The sequence below is a fragment of the Comamonas piscis genome, assembly GCF_014109725.1.
Classification (GTDB): Bacteria; Pseudomonadota; Gammaproteobacteria; order Burkholderiales; family Burkholderiaceae_C; genus Comamonas; species Comamonas piscis.
Genome location: NZ_CP058554.1, coordinates 1,211,202 through 1,231,773, shown reverse-complemented (window position 1 = coordinate 1,231,773; position 20,572 = coordinate 1,211,202). Strand labels below are relative to the sequence as shown.

General features: G+C 64.4%; 17 protein-coding genes. 15 read left to right on the top strand and 2 right to left on the bottom strand.

The genetic code is table 11. From position 1 onward, the window contains the following. Position 1: 1 nt before the first annotated feature. Together HS961_RS05555 and HS961_RS05550 are read left to right on the top strand one after the other, a co-directional pair. Complete coding sequence (locus tag HS961_RS05555; RefSeq protein WP_182326756.1) at positions 2–280, top strand: DUF2164 domain-containing protein; 279 nt, start codon at positions 2–4, stop codon at positions 278–280. A 51-nt stretch (positions 281–331) separates the two neighbouring features. Beyond that, the gene (locus HS961_RS05550; RefSeq protein ID WP_182326755.1) at positions 332–796 is read left to right on the top strand and encodes a nuclear transport factor 2 family protein; all 465 of its coding nucleotides are present in this window, start codon (positions 332–334) and stop codon (positions 794–796) included. On the opposite strand, the gene HS961_RS05545 is transcribed toward HS961_RS05550, so the two are convergent. Then, positions 786–1,451, bottom strand: a complete 666-nt coding sequence (locus HS961_RS05545; protein WP_182326754.1) for a TetR/AcrR family transcriptional regulator — start codon at positions 1,449–1,451, stop codon at positions 786–788. The genes HS961_RS05550 and HS961_RS05545 overlap by 11 nt on opposite strands. A 144-nt stretch (positions 1,452–1,595) precedes the next feature. On the opposite strand from HS961_RS05545, the gene HS961_RS05540 reads away from it, so the two are divergent. From HS961_RS05540 to HS961_RS05500, 9 genes are all read left to right on the top strand, one after another. Continuing rightward, positions 1,596–2,942: an NAD(P)/FAD-dependent oxidoreductase gene (locus HS961_RS05540; protein WP_182326753.1), complete on the top strand. Its 1,347-nt coding sequence runs from the start codon at positions 1,596–1,598 to the stop codon at positions 2,940–2,942. Further along, a complete protein-coding gene (locus HS961_RS05535) occupies positions 2,939–3,691 on the top strand; it encodes a DUF1365 domain-containing protein (protein ID WP_182326752.1) in 753 nt (250 codons plus the stop codon). Before HS961_RS05540 ends, HS961_RS05535 begins: the two co-directional genes overlap by 4 nt. Continuing rightward, complete coding sequence (locus HS961_RS05530) at positions 3,688–4,959, top strand: SAM-dependent methyltransferase (RefSeq protein WP_182326751.1); 1,272 nt, start codon at positions 3,688–3,690, stop codon at positions 4,957–4,959. The genes HS961_RS05535 and HS961_RS05530 overlap by 4 nt, the downstream gene beginning before the upstream one ends. Beyond that, a complete protein-coding gene (locus HS961_RS05525) occupies positions 4,952–5,530 on the top strand; it encodes a chalcone isomerase family protein (protein ID WP_182326750.1) in 579 nt (192 codons plus the stop codon). Before HS961_RS05530 ends, HS961_RS05525 begins: the two co-directional genes overlap by 8 nt. A gap of 12 nt (positions 5,531–5,542) precedes the next feature. Next, complete coding sequence (locus HS961_RS05520; protein WP_182326749.1) at positions 5,543–6,844, top strand: MFS transporter; 1,302 nt, start codon at positions 5,543–5,545, stop codon at positions 6,842–6,844. A gap of 2 nt (positions 6,845–6,846) precedes the next feature. Beyond that, positions 6,847–7,422 carry a DUF3833 domain-containing protein gene (locus HS961_RS05515; RefSeq protein ID WP_182326748.1) on the top strand — a complete coding sequence of 192 codons (576 nt, stop codon included), beginning with the start codon at positions 6,847–6,849 and terminating at the stop codon, positions 7,420–7,422. After that, positions 7,422–8,213: an SDR family NAD(P)-dependent oxidoreductase gene (locus HS961_RS05510; RefSeq protein WP_182326747.1), complete on the top strand. Its 792-nt coding sequence runs from the start codon at positions 7,422–7,424 to the stop codon at positions 8,211–8,213. Before HS961_RS05515 ends, HS961_RS05510 begins: the two co-directional genes overlap by 1 nt. A 130-nt stretch (positions 8,214–8,343) precedes the next feature. Further along, entirely contained in the window at positions 8,344–8,892 is a 549-nt protein-coding gene (locus tag HS961_RS05505) for a lipocalin family protein (RefSeq protein WP_272956287.1), read from the top strand. 325 nt (positions 8,893–9,217) lie between these two features. After that, positions 9,218–10,834, top strand: coding sequence for a LamG-like jellyroll fold domain-containing protein (locus HS961_RS05500; RefSeq protein ID WP_182326746.1), 1,617 nt, complete (start codon positions 9,218–9,220; stop codon positions 10,832–10,834). Between the two features lie 116 nt (positions 10,835–10,950). Here HS961_RS05500 and HS961_RS05495 read toward each other — a convergent pair whose 3' ends face one another. Beyond that, positions 10,951–11,550, bottom strand: a complete 600-nt coding sequence (locus HS961_RS05495; RefSeq protein ID WP_182326745.1) for a DUF3617 domain-containing protein — start codon at positions 11,548–11,550, stop codon at positions 10,951–10,953. A 259-nt stretch (positions 11,551–11,809) separates the two neighbouring features. Between HS961_RS05495 and HS961_RS05490 the strand changes: the two genes are divergently transcribed. From HS961_RS05490 to HS961_RS05475, 4 genes are all read left to right on the top strand, one after another. After that, the gene (locus tag HS961_RS05490) at positions 11,810–13,774 is read left to right on the top strand and encodes a cytochrome c/FTR1 family iron permease (protein WP_182326744.1); all 1,965 of its coding nucleotides are present in this window, start codon (positions 11,810–11,812) and stop codon (positions 13,772–13,774) included. A gap of 130 nt (positions 13,775–13,904) precedes the next feature. Continuing rightward, the gene (sbcD, locus tag HS961_RS05485) at positions 13,905–15,143 is read left to right on the top strand and encodes an exonuclease subunit SbcD (RefSeq protein WP_182326743.1); all 1,239 of its coding nucleotides are present in this window, start codon (positions 13,905–13,907) and stop codon (positions 15,141–15,143) included. Continuing rightward, positions 15,140–18,580, top strand: coding sequence for an SbcC/MukB-like Walker B domain-containing protein (locus tag HS961_RS05480; RefSeq protein WP_182326742.1), 3,441 nt, complete (start codon positions 15,140–15,142; stop codon positions 18,578–18,580). The genes sbcD and HS961_RS05480 overlap by 4 nt, the downstream gene beginning before the upstream one ends. 119 nt (positions 18,581–18,699) lie before the next feature. After that, positions 18,700–20,478: an NAD(P)/FAD-dependent oxidoreductase gene (locus HS961_RS05475; protein ID WP_182326741.1), complete on the top strand. Its 1,779-nt coding sequence runs from the start codon at positions 18,700–18,702 to the stop codon at positions 20,476–20,478. The last annotated feature ends 94 nt before the right edge of the window (positions 20,479–20,572 follow it).

The window sequence follows — 20,572 nt, the reverse complement described above, 5'->3', positions numbered from 1 at the left end:
TATGGCCATTGAACTGACAAAGGACGTGCATGAGCGTGCCGTCCAATCCATCGAACGCTACTTTGAGCAGATCCAGGGCGAGCGCATCGGCAACATGACGGCCTCCGCCCTGCTCGGCTTCTTTCTGCAAGAAATCGGCCCCAGCCTCTACAACCAGGGCGTGGCCGACGCCCAGGCCCGCATGCATGAGCGCCTGCAGGAGCTGGACTATGAGGTGCATGAGGACGAGTTTGGGTATTGGAAGCATCCGGCCGGCGGCAAGCGGGGAGCGCGGGGTTAGCGCCTGCGCGCAAGCCTCTGCCACTAGATCATCACAAGCAGGAGCGCAAGCATGTCCGGTATGACGTCCCATGGCGATCTCGCTGCAGCAGGGCTGCAAAGGCTGGTCAGCTTCTACGAGTCAATCTCGCCCGAAAGCCTCCAGCACCTGGCCAGCTGCTACGCAGCAGATGCCTATTTCAAAGACCCGTTCAACGAGGTGCGCGGCCTACCCGACATCACTGCCATTTTTGCGCACATGTTTGCCGCCCTGCACGAGCCCCGTTTCATCGTCACCCAGCAACTGCTGCAGGGCGACCGCGCCGCGCTGGAATGGGAGTTCCGCTTTCGCTTCCGCCGCTGGAACGCTGACGCCTCCCAGTGCATCCGTGGCGCATCGTTGTTGTCCTTCGATGCCCACGGGCGCGTGTCCCAGCACCGCGACTACTGGGACGCGGCAGAAGAGCTGTACGAGAAATTACCGGCAATTGGCGTGCTGATGCGCTGGCTGCGGCGCAACGCCTCGGTCAAGCCATAGGGGCGGCAGCTGGAACGGCACCAGGCCCGACCAGGCCGTAAAAGGTGGTGCTGGTCACCCATTCAATGATCTGCGCATCGCTGTATTGGCCCGACTCCTTGAGGAGGCCCAGCACGGGATCGCAGGCCCGCGCAAACAAGGTGTAGAGCACCAGCTCGGCGGGCAAGGCGGGGGGCAGCTGGCCGCTGGTCTGGGCTTGGGTGATCCAGATGCTCAGCCGGTTGCTCAGCGCAATCAGCCGGTCCATATAGGCGTCATTCGACTGCAACGAGGCGCTGAGGTTGGAGTTCTGCGCGGGCAAGGACGGCATCTCCCCTTCCAACTGGGTGCGCATGGCCCAGCGCACCACGGCCTGCAACTGCTCCATCGCTGTAATAGGCTGGCCTGATTCTGCCGCCGCATCGGCTGCGCTGCGCAAGCCATCGACAAAGGCCAAGGCGCGATCGAGCACCCCGACCATCGCAGCGCCCGCCAATTCTTCCTTCGACGTGAACAGCTTGTAGAGGCTGGCCTTGGCCATGCCCGCCTCTGCCGCCACCTGGTCCACCGTCATCGCGTCGTAGCCCTTGGTCGCGAGCAGCCGGTTCACGGCGGTCACGATGGCCTCTTCACGCACACGTTGTATTTGTTCCTTGATGGCAGACCGAGCATTCATGCCGCTATTTTATGACGTGCCAGGTCATGGGTAAGACTAAATGGTGCATTTTTGACATTTGTGGTTTATAGTATGAACTCATCAGTTCAGTAATTGATCTTACGGGTTCAAGTGCTTGGCTGTCGCAACTACAAAGGGCCTCTCATGCAACGTATTGCTGTCATCGGATCGGGCATCTCTGGGCTGGCCGCTGCCGCCCGCCTGGCCAGTGCGCAGCCCTCGCACCAGGTCTGCCTGTTGGAGGCGGGCAGCCATTTCGGCGGCCATGCCAACACGGTAGACCTGAGCCTGGACGGCATCCAGCATGGCGTGGACACCGGGTTTCTGGTGTTCAACCACCGCACCTACCCCTTGCTGACGCAGCTCTTCCAAGACCTGGACGTGGACACGGTGGCGTCAGAGATGTCGTTCTCGGTGCAAGCTCCGGGTGCCAACGGCGCATCGGCACTGGAATGGAGTGGCCGAACGCTGGGCAGCGTATTTGCCCAAAAACGCAACCTGTTGCGCCCCCGGTTTTGGGGCATGCTGCGGGACATCGCCCGCTTCAATCGCCTGACCACCGACCTGGCAGAGCGCCAGGCCGAGGCAGAGATGACCGCGTCAATCGCGGAGTTTCTGGACCAGCACCGCTTCTCCACCGCGTTTCGCAGCGACTACCTGCTGCCGATGCTGGGCTGCATCTGGTCCTGCCCCACCGACCAGATGCTGCAGTTTCCGGTCGCCACCATGGTCCGCTTCTGCCACAACCACGGGCTGCTCCAGGTTCTGGACCGGCCGCAGTGGTACAGCGTGCGCGGCGGCTCGCGCCAGTATGTGCGCCGCCTGCTGGCCCGGCTGGCAAAGGACGGCCGCCATGAGATGCGGCTGAACACGCCGGTACTCGGCCTGGAGCGTCACCCCCAGGGCGTGATGGTGCAGATGGCACAGGGCTCCGAATGGTTTGATGCGGTCGTCCTGGCTTGCCACAGCGACCAGGCCTTGCAGCTGCTGGGCCAGGGCGCAACCGCCACCGAACGTGCGGTGCTCGGCAGCATCCGCTACCAGGCCAACGAGGCGGTGCTGCATACTGACACCGCCGTGCTGCCCCAGCGCCAGGCGGCATGGGCAGCCTGGAACTACGAGCGCGCAGCCGCATCCAGCGCCGAGCAAGCGGGTGTCTGCCTGCACTATTGGATCAACCGGCTCCAGCCCCTGCCTTGGCAGCAGCCGGTGGTGGTGTCGCTCAACCCCGCCCGCCCCATTGCGGCAGACAAGGTGCATGCGCGCATTCAGTACAGTCACCCGGTTTTTGATGCGGCAGCCATCCGCGCTCAGCGCCAGGTGCCCCAGCTGCAAGGCCATCTGCGCACCTGGTTTTGCGGCGCCTGGTGCGGCTATGGCTTCCATGAGGACGGGCTGCGCTCCGGCCTGGCCGCTGCCGACAGCCTGTGCCAGTCGCTGGCCAGCGCCACATCGGCGGCCAATGCGCCGGCGCTGGAGGAGGTCGCATGAGCCACCAAGCGCTGATCGGCGTTGGCCACATCTGGCATGAGCGCCTGCGCCCGGTGGTGCATGCCTTCCGCTACCCCGGCTATTTTTTGCTGCTGCCCTTGCGCAGCCTGCGTGACCAGCCCGACGCGGTACTGCGCCGCAACCGGCGCGGCGCGATCAGCTTTTATGACCGCGACCATGGCGATGGCAGCGCGGACTGCCTGGCCTGGTTTGACCAGTTGCTGCAGCAAGAAGGCATCCGCGATGCGGACGGTGAGGTCTGGCTGCATGCCTTCCCGCGTGTGCTGGGCTATGCCTTCAAGCCCGTCAGCTTTTGGTATGCGCACCGCGCCGATGGCTCGCTAGCCGCAGTGCTGGCCGAGGTCAACAACACCTTTGGCGAGCGCCATGCCTATTTGCTGGCCGGGCCCGATCTGGCCTGGGGTGCAGAGCAGGTCGCGGCTAAGTGCTTCCATGTGTCGCCATTTTGCAATGTGCAAGGCGAGTACCGCTTCCGCTTTGTACGCAGCGACAGCCGCAACCAGGTACAGGTTGATCTGCATGACGAGGCCGGCCCGCTGCTGCGCACCGGCGTCGCAGGCACGCTGCAAGCCCTGACTGCCGACACCGTTCGGCGCGCCTTCTGGGGCATGCCCTTGATGACCTGGGGCGTCGTGCTCCGCATTCATTGGCAGGCGCTGCGCCTCTGGTCCAAACGCCTGCCTTTCCACCGCAAACCCTCCGAGCCCAAGCGCTTCGTCACACGATGAACTCCACCACTGCCTCCCTGCCGAGCCCGTCTGCCCAAGCCGCGCGCGCCATGCCCCGCAGCGCGCGCCCGGTGCTGCAACTGCTGGAGCGCTTGCCCTGCGGCCAGCTGGATCTGCAGCTGCCGGATGGGCAAGTGCGGCACTTCGCCCCACACGCCCCATCGCAGGCCGATGCGCGCTGCACCCTTAACGATTGGGACGCGCTGGAGCGCATCCAGCGCTCGGGCGATATCGGCCTGGCGGAGGGCTATATCGAAGGCCAGTGGGACAGCCCCGACCTGACCGCGCTGCTGCGCCTGTGCATCCAAAACCGCGACCACATGGAGAGCCTGGTGTACGGCCACTGGTGGGGACGGCTGGGCTTTAGGTTGCGCCATCTGCTCAACCGCAATACCCGGTCGGGCAGCGCCCGCAACATCCATGCCCACTACGACTTGGGCAATGATTTTTACCGCCTCTTCCTGGACCCGAGCATGAACTACAGCGCCGCCTGGTTTGGGGGGCGCAGCGGCGATGCCTTGGCCCAGGCCGATCTGGTGCAGGCCCAGCAGGCGAAGATGCGCCGGGCCTTGCAAGAGACGCGGCTGCAACCCGGCCAGCGCCTGCTGGAGATTGGCTGCGGCTGGGGCGCCCTGGCGCAGACGGCCGCTACCGAGTTTGGCGCCCAGGTGACCGGTGTGACCTTATCGCGCGAACAGCGCCAGTGGGGCTTGGAGCGCATCGCGCAAGCGGGCCTGCAAGACCAGGTCGATCTGCGCTACCAGGACTACCGCGACCTGCCTGCCCAGCACCAGGCTCAGCCCTTTGATGCCGTCGTGTCCATCGAGATGTTTGAAGCGGTGGGGCAGGAGTACTGGAGCAGCTATTTCCAGACGCTGCGCCAGTGCCTCAAACCCGGCGGCTATGCTTGTGTGCAGTCCATCACTTTGCGCGATGACCTGTTTGCACGCTACCTGCGCTCCACCGATTTCATCCAGCAGTACATCTTCCCCGGCGGCTTGCTGCCCAGTGTCAAGGCCTTTGAGCGCGAGGCGCGGCAGGCCGGCTTGGCGGTGGAGAAGAAGCTGCACTTTGGCACCGACTATGCCGAGACGCTCCGCCGCTGGCGTGAGGCCTTTGAGCAAAACATCGACGCCATCCGCGCGCAGGGTTTTGATGAACGCTTCTTGCGCATCTGGCGCTTCTACCTCGCCTACTGCGAGGCCTCCTTCGACATGGGCAACACCGATGTGGTCCAGTTCACCCTGCGCAGGCCCGACCATGGCTGACCTCCGCCGACGCCAAACCCTGGGCTGGGGCGCCAGCTTTATTGCCCTCACGATGACTGCCATGACCCAAGACCTCCTCGCTGCCCCGCCAGCCACTCCTGCCACCCCCGCTGAGCTCGGCACGACCGTGCCGGGCGCTCGCCTGGTAGGCACGGGTGTGCTGCGGTTTTTTGGCCTGCGGGTCTACGAGGCGCGCCTCTGGGCGGCCCCAGGCTTTAAACCGCTGGACTATGCGCGCCAGCCCTTTGCGCTGGAACTGGTCTATGACCGCAAGCTGGAGGGCGAGGCCATCGCTGAACGCTCCATCGCCGAGATGCGCCGGGTCGAATCTTTCTCCGAAGACCAGGGCCGCCAGTGGCTACGCATGATGAAACAGGCCTTCCCCGATGTGGTGGCGCAGGATCGCCTGCTGGGCCTGAACGACGGTGCAGGCAAGGTCGTCTTCCTGCACAACGGGCGCGAGACCGCCGCCATCGACGACGCGCTGTACGCCCGCCTGTTCTTTGGCATCTGGCTGTCGGAGCAGACTTCGGCACCGGCGCTGCGCGCTTCGCTGCTGGGCCAGGGCTGAGGGCCATCCGCCATGCGATCCCCCCATGTGCAGCAAGCGCTCTCGTGGCGCACGGGGCTCGCCTATGGCGCGCTGGCTGCTCCGCTGGCCTTTGTATCGCTGCCCTTGTACGTCACCCTGCCCCACTACTATGCGGCGGTGGCGGGTGCGCCGCTGGCCGGCTTGGGGGCTGTGCTGCTTGCCACCCGGGCCTTGGATGCACTGCTGGACCCGGCACTGGGCCGCCTGGCAGACCGCCTGCTGCAGCGCGGGCGGCGTGCCGCCTGGCTGGCGGCGGCGCTGGGCAGCCTGGCCATGGCCTTGGGTTTTGCTGCGCTCTGGCATCCGCCCACGGGCATGGAGGCCCAGATGCTGGGCTGGCTCGCGGGCTGCCTGCTGCTGAGCACCTTGGCCTACAGCGCGGTCGGCATCTTGCACCAGACCTGGGGCACCCGCTGGGGCGGCCAGGCCGCATGGCGCACTAAGGTGACGGCCTGGCGCGAGGGCGCCACCTTGGTCGGCGTGCTCGTCGCCAGCGTGCTGCCCAGCCTGCTGGGCATGGATGCGACGAGCGCGGTGCTGGTGGCAGCGCTCGGCTTGGGATTGCTGGGTTTGTACCGGCTGCGCGATCCTCGTGCTGAACCTGCGCATGCTGGTGCGACTGCCGCACAGCGCCATGCCCTACCCGCCGCGCCGTCCCAGCCGTCGCCTTGGCGCGATGCGGCCTTTCGCCGGCTGCTGTCAGTCTTCATGCTCAACGGCATTGCGGCGGCGATCCCCGCTACGCTCCTGCCCTTCTTTGTGGTGGACCGGCTCCAGGCACCCGAGCTGCTGCCGCTGTTTTTGCTGAGCTATTTCGCAGCTGCCGCGCTGGGCCTGCCGCTGTGGGTCAAAGCGGTGGCCCGCTGGGGCCTGGCGCCCAGCTGGCGCGCCGGCATGCTGGCCAGTGTCATGGCCTTTTTCTCCGCGTCCTTGCTGGGCGCGGGCGATGCCTGGGCCTTTGCCGCCATCTGCATCGCCAGCGGCCTGGCGCTGGGCGCCGACATGGCAGTGCCCGGCGCGCTGCTCACCGGCGTGATCCACGAATCCGGCCATGGTGGATCCGGCGACGGTCGCTACTTGGGCTGGTGGACCTGTGCCACCAAGCTCAACCTGGCCCTCGCCGCCGGGCTGTGTTTGCCGCTGCTCGCTGCTGCGGGCTACCACAGCGGCAGCACCGATCCCGCCGGTTTGCAGGCGCTGGCCTGGGCCTACGGTGGCCTGCCATGCCTGCTCAAGTTGATGGCACTTGCCTGTCTTTGGCGCGCTGAGCGCCTGCAACCCACCTGGAGGTAACGATGAAATCCACGCACTACACCCCCCGCTTGATCACCCTGCGGCGCGTCGGTATCGGTTTGGCCTTGGTAGGCACGCTGGCCGTGCTGAGCGGCTGCGCTGGCCCCTCAGTCGAGGAATATGCCCAGGAGCGCCCGCAGCTGGACCTGCGCCAGTACTTCAACGGCCCGCTCACGGCGCACGGCATGTTCACCGACCGCAAGGGCAAGGTCGTCAAGCGCTTTACCGTACACATGACCGGCAAATGGACAGGCAATGACGGTGTGCTCGAAGAGCACTTTGTCTACAGCGATGGCACCACACAAGAGCGAACCTGGCACATCCAATACCTGGGAGATGGCCGCTACACCGGCCGGGCAGAGGATGTCGTCGGCCCCGCCACCGGCCAGGCTGCCGGCAATGCCCTGCACTGGAACTACGTGCTGGCCTTGCCAGTCGATGGCAGGGTCTGGAACGTGCGCATGGACGACTGGATGTACCTGATGGACGGGCGCACCATGCTCAACCGCACGGCGATGAGTAAGTTCGGTATCCACCTGGGCGATCTGACCATCTCCTTCACCAAGGGGTCGGAGTAATGTCACTGCTGCAAGCCAAGCTCAATCCGCCGATGGCGGACTGGCAAGGCCAGTCCGTGTGGATCATTGGCGCATCGTCGGGCATTGGCCGGGCCACCGCCGAGGCGCTGCAAGCCAAGGGCGCGCGCGTGATCGTGTCGGCCCGGGACAGCGCTGCACTGCAAGCCTTTGCCGATAGCCGCCCTGGCTGCCTGGCACTGCCGTCGGATGTGAGCCAGCCAGAGACGGTAGCCGCTGCCGCGCAAGCCGTCCACACCGCCCTCGGTGGCGCCCCCGACTTGGTGCTGTACTGCGCCGGCCACTACCGGCCGCTGCGCGCCACCGCCTTCGATCTGCCAGAGATGGAGCAACACCTGGCCGTCAACTATGTCGGCGTGCTCCATGTGCTGGACGCCGTGCTCCCAATGCTGCTGCAGGCGGGCCGCGGCCATATCGCGCTGGTCGGCAGCGTCGCCGGTTACCGGGGGCTGCCGATGTCGCTGGCCTACGGCCCCACCAAGGCCGCCCTCAACAACCTGGCAGAAAACCTCTACCTCGATCTGCACCCAAAAGGCTTGGGCGTCTCCATCATCAACCCGGGCTTTGTCGAGACCCCTCTGACCGCCCAGAACCAGTTCAGCATGCCGGCGCTGATCAGCCCAGCCGAAGCGGCCCAGCACATCCTGCAAGGCTGGGCGCGGGGGTATTTTGAGATGAACTTCCCCCGCCGCTTTACCCGCTGGATGCGGCTGCTGCGCTGCCTGCCCGACCGCTGGTACTTTGCCAGCGTGCGGCGGATCACCAAGGTCTGATGCGGGGGCCAAGACGACAGCGACGCTGCATGTGCGCCTATCGCCAACTGCCCCACCCTGGTGAACCCCAGCCTGCTCATCCACCTCTCCAGCTTGGGCACTGCCTACCCAGAACTAAAGGAAACCTACGATGCCTGTCTCCACAAGCGCTCTCTTCCGAGCTACCGCCATGGCACTGGTGATCACCGGCGCCGCTGTCGCCTTGCCCGGCTGCGCCGTCTCCGTCCCCCAAGGTGTACAGCCAGTCAGCGGCTTTGACGCCAGCAAATACATGGGCACCTGGTACGAGCTGGCACGCATCGACCACCGCTTTGAAAAAGGCCTGACCCAGGTGACTGCCACCTACCGCCTGAATGCCGATGGCAGCGTGACCGTGCTGAACCGGGGCTATGACGCTGCCAAGCAGGAATGGCGCGAGGCAGAAGGCAAGGCGCGCTTCCTCGGCCAATCCGATAAGGCCGCCCTGAAGGTCTCGTTCTTCGGCCCCTTCTACGGCGGCTACAACGTGGTCAGCCTCGATGACCAGTACCAGACCGCGCTGGTCATTGGCAGCAGCCTGGACTACCTGTGGATCCTGTCCCGCAGCAAGACCATTCCGGAAGCCCAGCTGCAAGCGCTGCTGCAAAAGGCGCAGGCTTTGGGTGTCGATTTGGCTCAGGTGATACGGGTGGAGCAATAGTCGGGCCTAGATCGCTTCAGGTTGGAGCAACTGGATCAGTTAACCGCTACCCCTTACTGCAGTGCGTGTCGGCGCTTTGAGACCGGCCATGGGATAGCACTTGCAAATATGTTTCATATTGAACCTAATTGTTATTAATTGTTATATGATAGTGAGCACTCATGCCGACCTCACATCATGATCGCCATGACGCGATCTCCCGGAAAGCACGAGATACTTTTGGAATACACCACTTATGTCTCAACATTGCCTCCGTCCGTCGGCGCGCACCGACGAAAACTCGCTACTGCGTTCCAGCGTAATACGAATCCTTGGAGCTGCATCCGTGACCGCACTGCTGGTGCTGCCCGCGCTCGCCGCACCTGCGCCTACACCAGACATCATCCACTACCGGTTCGACGAAGCGGGAACATCCGTAACCAACCGCGCTTCAAATCCGCCTGCTAACGCCTCAACAGCCATTCTGAATGGCGCACTTTCTCAAGGCGCACACATTGACGGAACCAACCTCAGCGCGGCACTGGGTTCGGGGGCTGCATCCTCCACGGACTATGTCAACACAGGATGGGCTACCAGTCTGAATGGGTCCTGGTCCATCTCGTTTTTTAGCAGCGAAATTGCGCCTTCATCCACGCTGTTCTACATCATGAGTGACATCAGCGCAGCGTCGTTCCGCATTTTCACCAATGGCGTTGCCGGACCGAACAATTGGATCCTGCGAGGCCCCTTCGATGACGTCCTCCTAGAAGGCGGCGCTGTACAAGGTACGACACTGAATACCTTTGTGTATGACAGCGCGGCACAAAATATCTCCGCCTATCTCAATGGAGTTCTTGTAAACACTGTCGCGCAGCCGGCACCCATCTCCGTCTCCGGCGCAGGTCCGTTCAAGGTCATTGGCTATAGCTCAAACGTTGGATTGAATGCAGGAGGAAAACTGGGGGATGTGCGTATCTACTCGCGCGCGCTGTCTTCTAGTGAGGTGACTGACATTTACAACGCCGCATTTAGAACGCCCCAAGTACTGACGTTCAGCGCTGCACCGGCGGTATCCGTCAATTCAACAGCCAATGTTGTAGCAACCAGCGCCGAGCCTAACTCGGGCAATACCATTGTCTATTCGACCGCTTCAACAGACTGCACAGTCACATCAAGCGGGGCAGTGACGGGGGTGCATGCAGGCACCAACAACTGCACGATCACCGCTACCCAAGCAGGCCTGGAAATCCCATTGCCCGGTTTCCAAGAAGCCTCAGCAACGCAAGCATTGAGTATTTCCAAAGACACGCAGTCCATCACCTTTACATCGACGCCGCCCAGCGGAGCCAGCATTGGAGATACCTACGCGGCAACTGCGACGGGTGGTGCATCTGGAGAAGTTGTCACCCTGGTGGTGGACTCTGGTAGTGCAGCAATCTGCTCTATCGCCAATGGCACGGTGACATTTTCTGCGGCCGGGACATGCGTAATCAACGCAAATCAAACTGGAAATGCAGACTACGAGGCAGCCACTCAGGTTCAGCAGACGATCGAGGTAGGCAAGCTTGCCCAAAGCCTGACCTTCACATCTGTCGCACCAGCCAATGCCAAGGTGGGGGATACCTACACACCTGCCGCTACCGGCGGTGCATCGGGGAATCCAGTTGTGTTCTCTGTCTCTGGCGTCCCGCAAGCAGTGACTGCTTCGATTACAGCCAAGGCTGCTGCCGATGTGTGCTCCATCAGTGGGGGAGTCGTGAGTTTTAGCGCTCCAGGCACTTGCACCATCATGGCGACGCAAGCCGGAAACGAAATCTATGCTGGTGTGGAAATGAGCCAAGTCGTCTTTGTTAGCGCTGCTGCAGCTCCAACGCCAGTGCCCTCGCTTCACCATGCGGCTCTCTTGCTTCTAAGCTTGCTGGCTGGCATGTTGGGCATGCGCAAATTGCATCGCAAGCGCTAAGAGGCCTGCAGGGAAAGCACGCCAGCCCTACTAACAAAACGCAGCCACCCAGGCTGCGTTTTTGCATTCAAAAGCCCAACGCGCACCACCTATACAGCGGCGCGCGAGCCTCTCTATCAGCAGTCGCCCACGCGCTTGCTGGTCACTGTGGTGGTCATGCCCTGGCCGGCCATGTCCATCTTGCTGGTGACGGTGTTCTCGGTGGGCGAGGTGTAGACGGCTTCGAGGTCCATGCTCATCTTGCCTTCGCCGCAGGTGAAGCGCATGGATTCCTTGTTGCCATCGGTCTTGATGTCGGCGGGGCTGCAGCCGGGCATGTTCTTCAGCTGGGAATCCGCCAGGGATTGCAGGTTTTTGCCAGCCATATCGGGGGTGATGCACATCTCTTGCACCAGCTTGCCGCCTTCGACCTTGGCGTTGTCCAGGTTGGCAGCCTTCTTCTGCTCAGGCGTCATGGATTTGAGGGCCTGTTCCACACCGGTCAGTGCCTGCTGGCCCATGGGGCCGCTCATCTCGGTGGTGGCTTGCCACTTGCCGGGCTGCACCTTTTGTGCGGCAACGGCGGGCGCTGGCGCAGGGGCCGGTGCTGCTGCAGGCGCGGGGGCCGGGGCGGCGGCAGCGGGTGGGCTGCTGGGGGTCTCTTCCTTCTTGCTGCAACCCATCAAACCGGCACATGCGACCACGGCGGCTACGGCGAATCCTGTTAATTTTTCCATTTTTTCTCCTCGTTGCTGCACGGCACAGGGTCTGCAGCGTGCAACGCCTTGCCCTCCCTATGAGCACAAGCGCGTGGCCGCAGTGTAGCGATCTGAGACGTAGAAATGGTTACCAATTGCGTTTCCAATGAAGCCTAATCAGGCTCGCGCAGCATCGAAAAGGCGGAATCTGACTGTTCCTGCACAGGCGGGCGACTGCGGCACTACAGAATGTAAACAAGCTTAAAATGCCGCGAATAATTCTTATTCATAACACTTCATGCGCTCCACATTCAGCTGGGCACTGGCCCTGGTCGCCGGCTTGCTCGGCGGCCCTGCCCTGGCCCAAACGCCGACCCCTGCCCCTGTCACGACGGCCCCTACTACCCAAGCCACCGATGCCCGCCAGCTCTGGCAGTTGCTCGACTATGTGGCTGTCGACTACGAAGGCGCGGTCGACAAAGGCCAGGTCGTCAGCGAAGGCGAATATGCCGAGATGCTGGACTTCAGCGCCAATGCGCTGCAGCAGGCCCAGGCCCTGCCCGCCCACGCCGACAAGGCCCGGGTCGTGGCACTGGCTGGGCAGTTGCGCGCAGCGGTCCAAGCCAAGGCGGCGGCCGATGACGTAGCCCAGCTGGCCCACCAGGCAGCCCAGATGCTGGTGGCGGCCTACCCGATGCCAGTCGCACCGGCAAAGGCTCCCGATATAACAAAAGGCTCTCAACTCTTTCAACAAATCTGTGCGAGTTGCCATGGCGCCAGCGGCGGTGGCGATGGCCCGGCTGCGCAGGGTCTGGATCCGCAGCCCATTGCCTTCAGCGATGCGCAGCGCGCCAATGCCCGCAGCCTGATGGCCCTGTACCAGGTGACCTCGCAAGGCGTCGAAGGCACGTCGATGGTGGCCTTTGGCGCGCTGCCCGAGGACGACCGCTGGGCGCTGGCCTACTTCGTTGGCGGCCTGTCATACAACGACGAACTGCGCGCCACCGGCAAGGCGCTGTGGCAAAGCGATGCCGGCCTGCGGGCACGCTTTGGCGACCTAGCCGCCCTCAGCACCACCACCGCGCAAAGCCTGACCCCGGCCATGCCGATCGACCAGGCCCGCGCCGTGCTGGCCTATCTGCGTGCCAACCCCGAGGTCATCAGCGAAAGCAAGGCCAGCGGCGTGGCCCTGTCGCGCCAGCGCCTGGCGCAAAGCCTGGTGGCGCTCAAGGCGGGCGACCGCAACCAGGCGATGAAGCTGGCGCTGTCTGCCTACCTGGATGGCTTTGAGCCGCTGGAGCCGACGATTGCCGCGCGCAACAAGGCCTTGATGACCCAGGTCGAATCGGCCATGGTGCAGTACCGCGCCACGGTGGCCAGCGGCAGCTTGCAAGAGGCCGAGGCCGCCGCCCAGCAACTGCACAACATGTTCAGCCAAGTGGAGGCCGAGCTGAACGCGGGCGCCTCCGACGCTACGGCCACCTTTGTCGGCGCGCTCACCATCTTGCTGCGGGAAGGGCTGGAGGCCTTGCTGATCGTCATCGGCATGGTGGCGCTGCTGCGCAAGGCCGGCCGCCAGGATGCGCTGCGCTATGTGCATGCCGGCTGGAGCTCGGCGCTGGTGGCAGGCGGCCTGACCTGGGCCGCCGCCACCTACCTGGTGGAGATCAGCGGCGCCAGCCGCGAGGTGACCGAGGGCCTGGGCTCCGTCATTGCCGCACTGGTGCTGCTGAGTGTGGGCCTGTGGATGCACAGCAAGAGCAGCGCCGGCCGCTGGCAAAGCTATTTGAGCGAGAAGCTTTCGGCCAGCATGGGCCAGGGCTCCATGTGGGGCCTGTTTGCGCTGGCCTTTGTCTCCGTCTACCGCGAGGTGTTCGAGACCGTGCTGTTCTTCTCGGCGCTGGCCTCGGACGGCCACCATGGCGCGCTGCTGGGCGGCGGCCTGGCCGCCGTGGCGATCTTGGCGGTGATTGCTGCTGTGCTGCTGCGCACCAGCGCCCGCATGCCGATTGGCCGCTTCTTCTCTGCCACCTCCCTCCTCGTGGCTGTGCTGGCCGTCGTGCTGGTGGGCAAGGGCGTGTCCTCGCTGCAAGAGGCAGGCTGGGTCAGCGCCACGCCGCTCAGCGCACCCCGCATCGAGCTGCTGGGCATGTTCCCGACGATGGAGACCTTGCTGGCCCAGGCCATTGTGCTGGCCTTGGTGGTCATCGGCTTTGCCTACAACCGCGCGTCGGCCAACAAGGCGGTGGGCGCCAAGAAGTAAACATCGCCTTATCCGCCATCAGACCTCGCCCGGGTTCAGACCCTCGCGAGGTCTTTTTCTTTGACCAGCGCTGCGCCCAGCGACTACCATCGACAGGGTTCCCGCGATCTCTCCATCCCCTCCCCCGACCATGCGCATCATTCACACCTCGGACTGGCACCTGGGCCAGCACTTTATGGGCCAAAGCCGCCAGGCAGAGCACAGCGCGCTGATCGACTGGCTGCTGGACCAGGTGGCAGCGCAAGCCGCCGATGCGGTGCTGATCGCAGGCGATGTTTTTGACACCGGCGCGCCGCCCAGCTACGCCCGCGAGCTCTACAACCGTCTGATCGCCCGCCTGCACCAGGCCGGCGTTGCGCTGCTGGTGCTGGGTGGCAACCATGATTCCGTCGCGGTGCTGGAAGAAAGCAGCGGCCTGCTTCAGCACCTGGGCACCCAGGTGATTGCCGCCACCGGCGCGCCCGCGCAGCATGTGCGCATCTTGCCGCGCCGCGATGGCACGCCCGGCTGCATCGTCTGCGCGTTACCCTTTATCCGCCCCCGCGATGTGCTGCAAAGCCAGGCCAACCAAAGCGCGCAGGACAAGCAACTGGCGCTGCAGCAGGCCATCCAGGCCACCTACCAGCAGGTGTATGAGACGGCCTTGCAGCAGCAGGCCGCTCTGCAACAGAGCCTGGGGCGGCAGTTGCCGATCATCGCCACCGGCCACCTCACCACCGTGGGCGCCAGCAGCAGCGAATCGGTGCGCGAGATCTATGTCGGCGCGCTGGAGGCTTTTCCGACCCAGGCCTTTCCCCCTGTGGACTACATCGCGCTGGGCCATATCCACCAGCCGCAAAAGGTGGGCGGGCTGGAGCACATCCGCTACTGCGGCTCGCCGATTGCGCTGGGTTTTGACGAGGCGCGGCAAACTAAGCAGATGCTGCTGATCCAGTTAGGAGAGCCGGGCTTGCAGGCGGTGACTGCGCTGCCGGTGCCGGTATTCCAGCCAATGGCTGCATTGCGCAGCAGCCTGGCCGCCCTGCCGGCCGCGCTGCAGCAGGCCAGTGCGCTGGCCCAGGCGGGCAAAAAGGTCTGGCTGGACATCAGCATCGAAGAAGACGACTACCTGGCCGACCTGCCGCTGCGCGTGCAGGCCATGGCCGAGGATATGCCGCTACAGCTGCTGCGGGTCAAACGACAGCGCGGCAGGGAGGCGGCGCAGTGGAGCGGCCCGGCCATCGAGGCGCTGGATGCGCTGACCCCCGCGCAAGTGTTTGAGCGCCGCCTGGCGCTGGAGACCATGGACACCGAGCTGCAGCAGGCGCTGACCGCGCGCTACCAAAGCGTGCTGCAGTCGCTGGCCAACCCCAGCGGGGAGCCCGCATGAAGATACGCAAGCTGCGGCTGAAAAACCTGAACTCGCTCAAAGGCGAGTGGTGCATTGACTTTACGGCGGCGCCCTTTGCTGACAACAGCCTGTTTGCCATCACGGGGCCCACGGGCGCTGGCAAATCGACCTTGCTGGATGCCATTTGCCTGGCGCTCTACCACCAGACGCCCCGGCTGGCGACCATCAGCACCGGCAGCAATGACCTGATGACGCGCCACACGGCGGACTGCCTGGCAGAGGTGGAGTTTGAAGTCAAAGGCACTGTTTACCGCGCCTTCTGGAGCCAGCGCCGCGCCCGCGACAAGGCCGACGGCGCACTGCAAGGCCCCAAGGTGGAACTGGCGCGCGTGGCCGATGGCGTGATCCTGAGCACCCATAGCAGCGACAAGCTGCGCCAGATGGCCGAGATCACCGGGCTGGATTTTCAGCGCTTTACCAAATCGATGCTGCTGGCCCAGGGCGGCTTTGCAGCATTTTTGGAGGCAAAAGCCAATGAGCGCGCTGAGCTGCTCGAAGAGCTGACGGGGACCGACATTTACAGCCAGATTTCGCAGACCGTGTTTGAGCGCGCCCGCGATGCCCGCCAGGCGCTGGAGCGCGACAAGGCCCAGGCGGGCGGCATGCAACTGCTGCCCGAGGCCGAGCGCGAACAGCTGCAAACGGAAGCCCAGCAGCTGCAAGACACCCTCGCCAGCCTGCAAACGCGCCATGTTGCGCTGCAAACTTTGCAGCGCTGGCAGCAGCAAACTGCACAAGCGGCGCAGGCGCAGCACCAGGCCGATGAGCGCCTGCAGCAGGCCCAACAAGCACTGCAGGCTGCCGCCCCTGATCTGAAACGCCTGCAGGCCCATGGCCCTGCGCAAGCGATTGCCCCGCTGCATGCGGGCTGGCAGCAGGCGCAAGCAGCCACCGCAGCGGGCCAAGCCCAGCTGGCGCAATTGCAGGGCCGCCTCGCCGATGCCCACCACCAGCAATGGCAGCTGCAGCAGCACACCAGTGCGCTGGCGCAGCAGGCCCAGCAGCAGGCAGAACACGCACTGCAGCAGCTGCAAACCCAGCAGACCGAGCTTCAGCACTGGCTGCAGCAGCACCCCGGCCATGCTGCATTAGGCGACCAGCTGAGCGGCTGGCGCGAGCAGCTGGCGCAGCGACAGCAGCAACAGCGGCAGTTGGCACAAGAGCAGGCCGCGTTGCTGCAGGCCCAACAACAGCACCAGGCGCTGCAGCAGCAAGCAGCCGCACAGGCCACCGAACTACAACAGGCCCAAACAGCGCAGCAACAGGCAGATGCAGCAGCGCACGAGGCCCAGACAGCGCAACAAAGCCGCCTGGCACCGCATGGCGGCAGCCTGGTCGAGCTGCGCGCTCACTGGCAAACGGCCCAACAGCACCAGCAAGCCTGGCAGCAGCTGCTGCAGCATGCCCAGCAACGCCAACCGCTGGCGCGGGATGGCACGCAGTTGGGTGATGCACTGCAGGCCTGTGCGGCACCCCTGCTGCAACAGCAACAGGCATTGGCGGCCTTGCGCAGCCAGTACAAGGCCCAGAAAGAGCGGTTGGGCGACAAGCAAAAACTGCTGGCCCAGGAACAGCGCATCCAAAGCCTGGAATCCCACCGCCAGGCCTTGCAACCGGGAGAGGCCTGCCCGCTCTGCGGCGCCCATGAGCACCCTGCGATTGCTGCCTATGCGGCGCTCGATGTGACCGCCACCGAAGCAGCGCTGCAAGCGGCCCAGGCCGAGCTGGAAACGCTGCAACAACAAGGTGAGCAGCTCAGCGCCGCGCATGCTGCCGCTCTGAGCCAACAAACCAGCCTGCAGGCCCAACTGACAGCGGCCGAGCAGCGCCTGGCGCAATGGCAGCAGGCATGGCAGGAACTCGCCACACACATGGCGCAGCCCATCGCCGAATCTGCCTGGCAGCAGCCACAGGTATTGGCTGATGCGCAGCAAGCCAGCGCCGCCCACGCTGCCCAGCTGCAGCAGGCGTTGGCGGCGGCCGAAGCGGCAGAGCAAGCGCTGCAACGCGCCAAAGACACCGCCCATACCACCGCACAGGCCTTGCAGCATGCCCAGCACCAGCAAGCACAGCTGCAGCGCAGCCAGCAAGACAACAGCGCGCAGCAGCAGCGGCTGATCCAAGCGGTGCAAGACCTGCAGGCCCTGGCCGGTACAACGGAGGCAGCGCTGCAATCCAGCCTGGCCCCGCTGGGCCTGCCCTTACCCGCAGCGGCCGATGCCGGTACCTGGTTGCAGACCCGCCAGCAGGAATGGCAGCAGTGGCAACAGCGCAGCGCGCAGTTGCACACCATCGCCCAGCAACTGGCGCTGCAGCAGCACCAGGCCAGCCAGTGCGCGCAAGAGGCCCAGCAATGGCAGCTGCGCCTGGCGCAATCGCAGGCTCCCGCGCAAAAAGGTGCTGCAAGCATGGCGCTGCCCGCTACGCTGGCGGATTGCGCAGCGCTGCTGGAACAGACCCGCCAAACGCTGGCCAGCCTGGAGGGCCAGATCCAGCAAGCGGGCCAGCAACTGGCCGAGCGGCAATGGGTTGAGACGCAGGCTCTGACCGCTTGGAACAAGGGCCTGCAAGCGAGCCCCTTTGCCGATGCACCCGCCTTTGCGCAAGCGCTGCTGCCAGCCGCCGAGCTGGCCCAGCTCACACAGCAGCGCGATGGGCTGCAGCAAACGCTGCAGCGCGCCAGCACCGTGGCCGATGAAGCGGCGCAACAGCACCAGCAACTGCAGGCCCAGGCCTTGACGGAGGAAGCACCCGAAGCTCTGGATGGGCACTTACAGGCGCTGGAGGAAGAGCGCAACCAGACGGCAGAGCGCATGGGCGCCCACCGCGCGCGCCTGGCCGATGATGCGCAGCGCCGCGCAGGGCAGCAGGCGCTGTTGGCGCAGATTGCGCTGCAAGAACAGGACAGCGATCTGTGGCAACGGCTCGATGGCCTGATTGGCTCGGCCAAGGGCGACAAGTACCGCAAGTTTGCCCAGGGCCTCACCCTGGACCATTTGCTGGCACTCGCCAACGGCCATCTGGCGCGGCTGCATGGCCGCTACCTGCTGCAGCGCAAAACGACGGGCGAGCTGGAGCTGGATATCGTCGACAGCTGGCAAGGCGATGTAGCGCGGGACACGCGCACCTTGTCGGGTGGCGAGGCGTTCCTGGTCAGCCTGGCATTGGCACTTGCGCTGTCCGATTTGGTCAGCAGCAAGACCTCCATCGATTCGCTGTTCCTGGACGAAGGCTTTGGCACCTTGGATGGCGACACCTTGGAGATCGCGTTGACGGCGCTGGACACGCTGAACGCCAGCGGCAAGATGATCGGCATCATCAGCCATGTGGAGGCGCTCAAGGAGCGCATTCCGGCGCAAATCCGGGTGGAGAAGGGGGCGGGGATTGGATATTCGCGTTTAGAACTTCAGCACTGAGGAACGGCGGGCTTGCTATGCTTTTTTACCTTAGGGCGCCATGGGGATGCCGCCCGTCCAGCCGCACTGGCAGCGCCATATCGGCTACCATCCAGGCCCTTGCTTGATAGGTACAAGCCATGATCCGGATCGCAGAACTCAAACTCCCCCTCTCGGCGGTGCCTTACCACCCCGAAAACCACAGCGAATTTGCGCCCCAAGAGGCGCTCACTCAACTGGCGGCCCAACGCCTGGGCCTGCAGCCTGAGGCCATTGCGCAGCTGCACGTCCACAAACGCAGCTTTGATGCGCGCAAGTCCGAGCTGCTGGCCGTCTATATCGTCGATGTGACCCTGGCAGAACCCGCGCAGGAAGCAGCGCTGCTGGCGCATTTTGCCAATGATTCCCACGTCAACCCGACGCCCGACATGGCCTGGTACCCAGTGGGCCAGGCGCCTGCCGATATGCAGGACCGCCCGGTCGTGGTGGGCTTTGGGCCTTGCGGCATTTTTGCGGCGCTGGTGCTGGCGCAGATGGGCTTCAAGCCCATCGTGCTGGAGCGCGGCACGACGGTGCGCCAGCGCACCAAGGACACCTGGGGCCTGTGGCGCAAGCGCCGGCTAACGCCTGAATCCAATGTGCAGTTTGGCGAAGGCGGCGCAGGCACCTTCTCGGACGGCAAGCTCTATAGCCAGATCAAGGACCCGCGCCACCTGGGCCGCAAGGTGATGCAGGAGTTCGTCACCCACGGCGCGCCGCCCGAGATCCTGTTTGTGGCCCACCCGCATATCGGCACCTTCAAGCTGGTCAAGGTGGTCGAAGGCATCCGCGAGGAAATCGTGCGGCTGGGCGGCGAGATCCGCTTTGAGCAGAAGGTGACCGATGTACTGGTCGAAGGCGATGAGCGCCAACTGGTAGGCCTGCAAGTACAGAACCTGACCAGCGGCGAGAGCTACACCCTGCCCACCCAGCACGCGGTGATGGCCTTGGGCCACAGCGCGCGCGACACCTTTGCGATGTTCTACGAACGCGGCGTGGCCATGGAGGCCAAGCCTTTCTCGGTGGGCTTCCGCATTGAGCACCCGCAAAGCGTGATTGACCGCGCACGCTGGGGCAAGGATGCCGGCCACCCGCTGCTGGGTGCTGCCGACTACAAGCTGGTGCACCACGCCAGCAATGGCCGCGCCGTCTACAGCTTTTGCATGTGCCCGGGCGGCACCGTGGTGGCTGCCACCAGCGAGCCTGAGCGCGTGGTCACCAACGGCATGAGCCAGTACTCCCGCGCCGAGCGCAATGCCAATGCCGGCATGGTCTGCGCCATCAGCCCCGAAGACTACCCGCGCGATGCCGAGAGCTTTGCCTGGGCCTTTGGCGGCAAAACCTATGGCGTCGAGAACCTGGCTCCGGGTGCGTTCCACCCGCTGTCGGGCATCGTGCTGCAGCGCCAGCTGGAATCCAAGGCCTATGTACTGGGCGGCCAAAGCTACAGCGCGCCCGGCCAGCTGGTCGGCGATTTTGTCGACGGCACGCCCTCGATTGCCTTTGGCACGGTGCAGCCGTCGTACAAGCCAGGCGTCCATCTGGGCGACCTGCACCAGGCGCTGCCGGCCTATGCGATCGAGGCCATGCGCGAGGCGCTGCCCGCCTTTGGCAAGAAGCTCCGGGGCTACGACATGTGGGATGCCATCCTGACGGGTGTGGAGACCCGCACCTCGTCGCCGGTCAAGATTGGCCGAGGCAGCGATTTTCAGAGCGACAACACGCGCGGCCTGTACCCGGCGGGTGAAGGCGCCAGCTACGCCGGCGGCATTCTGTCAGCCGGTGTGGATGGTGTGAAGGTGGGCGAGGCCGTGGCCTGCGCCATGCTGGGTCTGGCGGTGTCCTCTTCGGGCGCACGCGGATCAGGCGGCGCTTTATAAGCCCATTGATCCAGCTTGTTCATTTGCCGCGATTTCCCAGCAATCCAGCTTAAAAACAAATTAAAACACGGCTTTTTACAACTTTAAGGGTTCT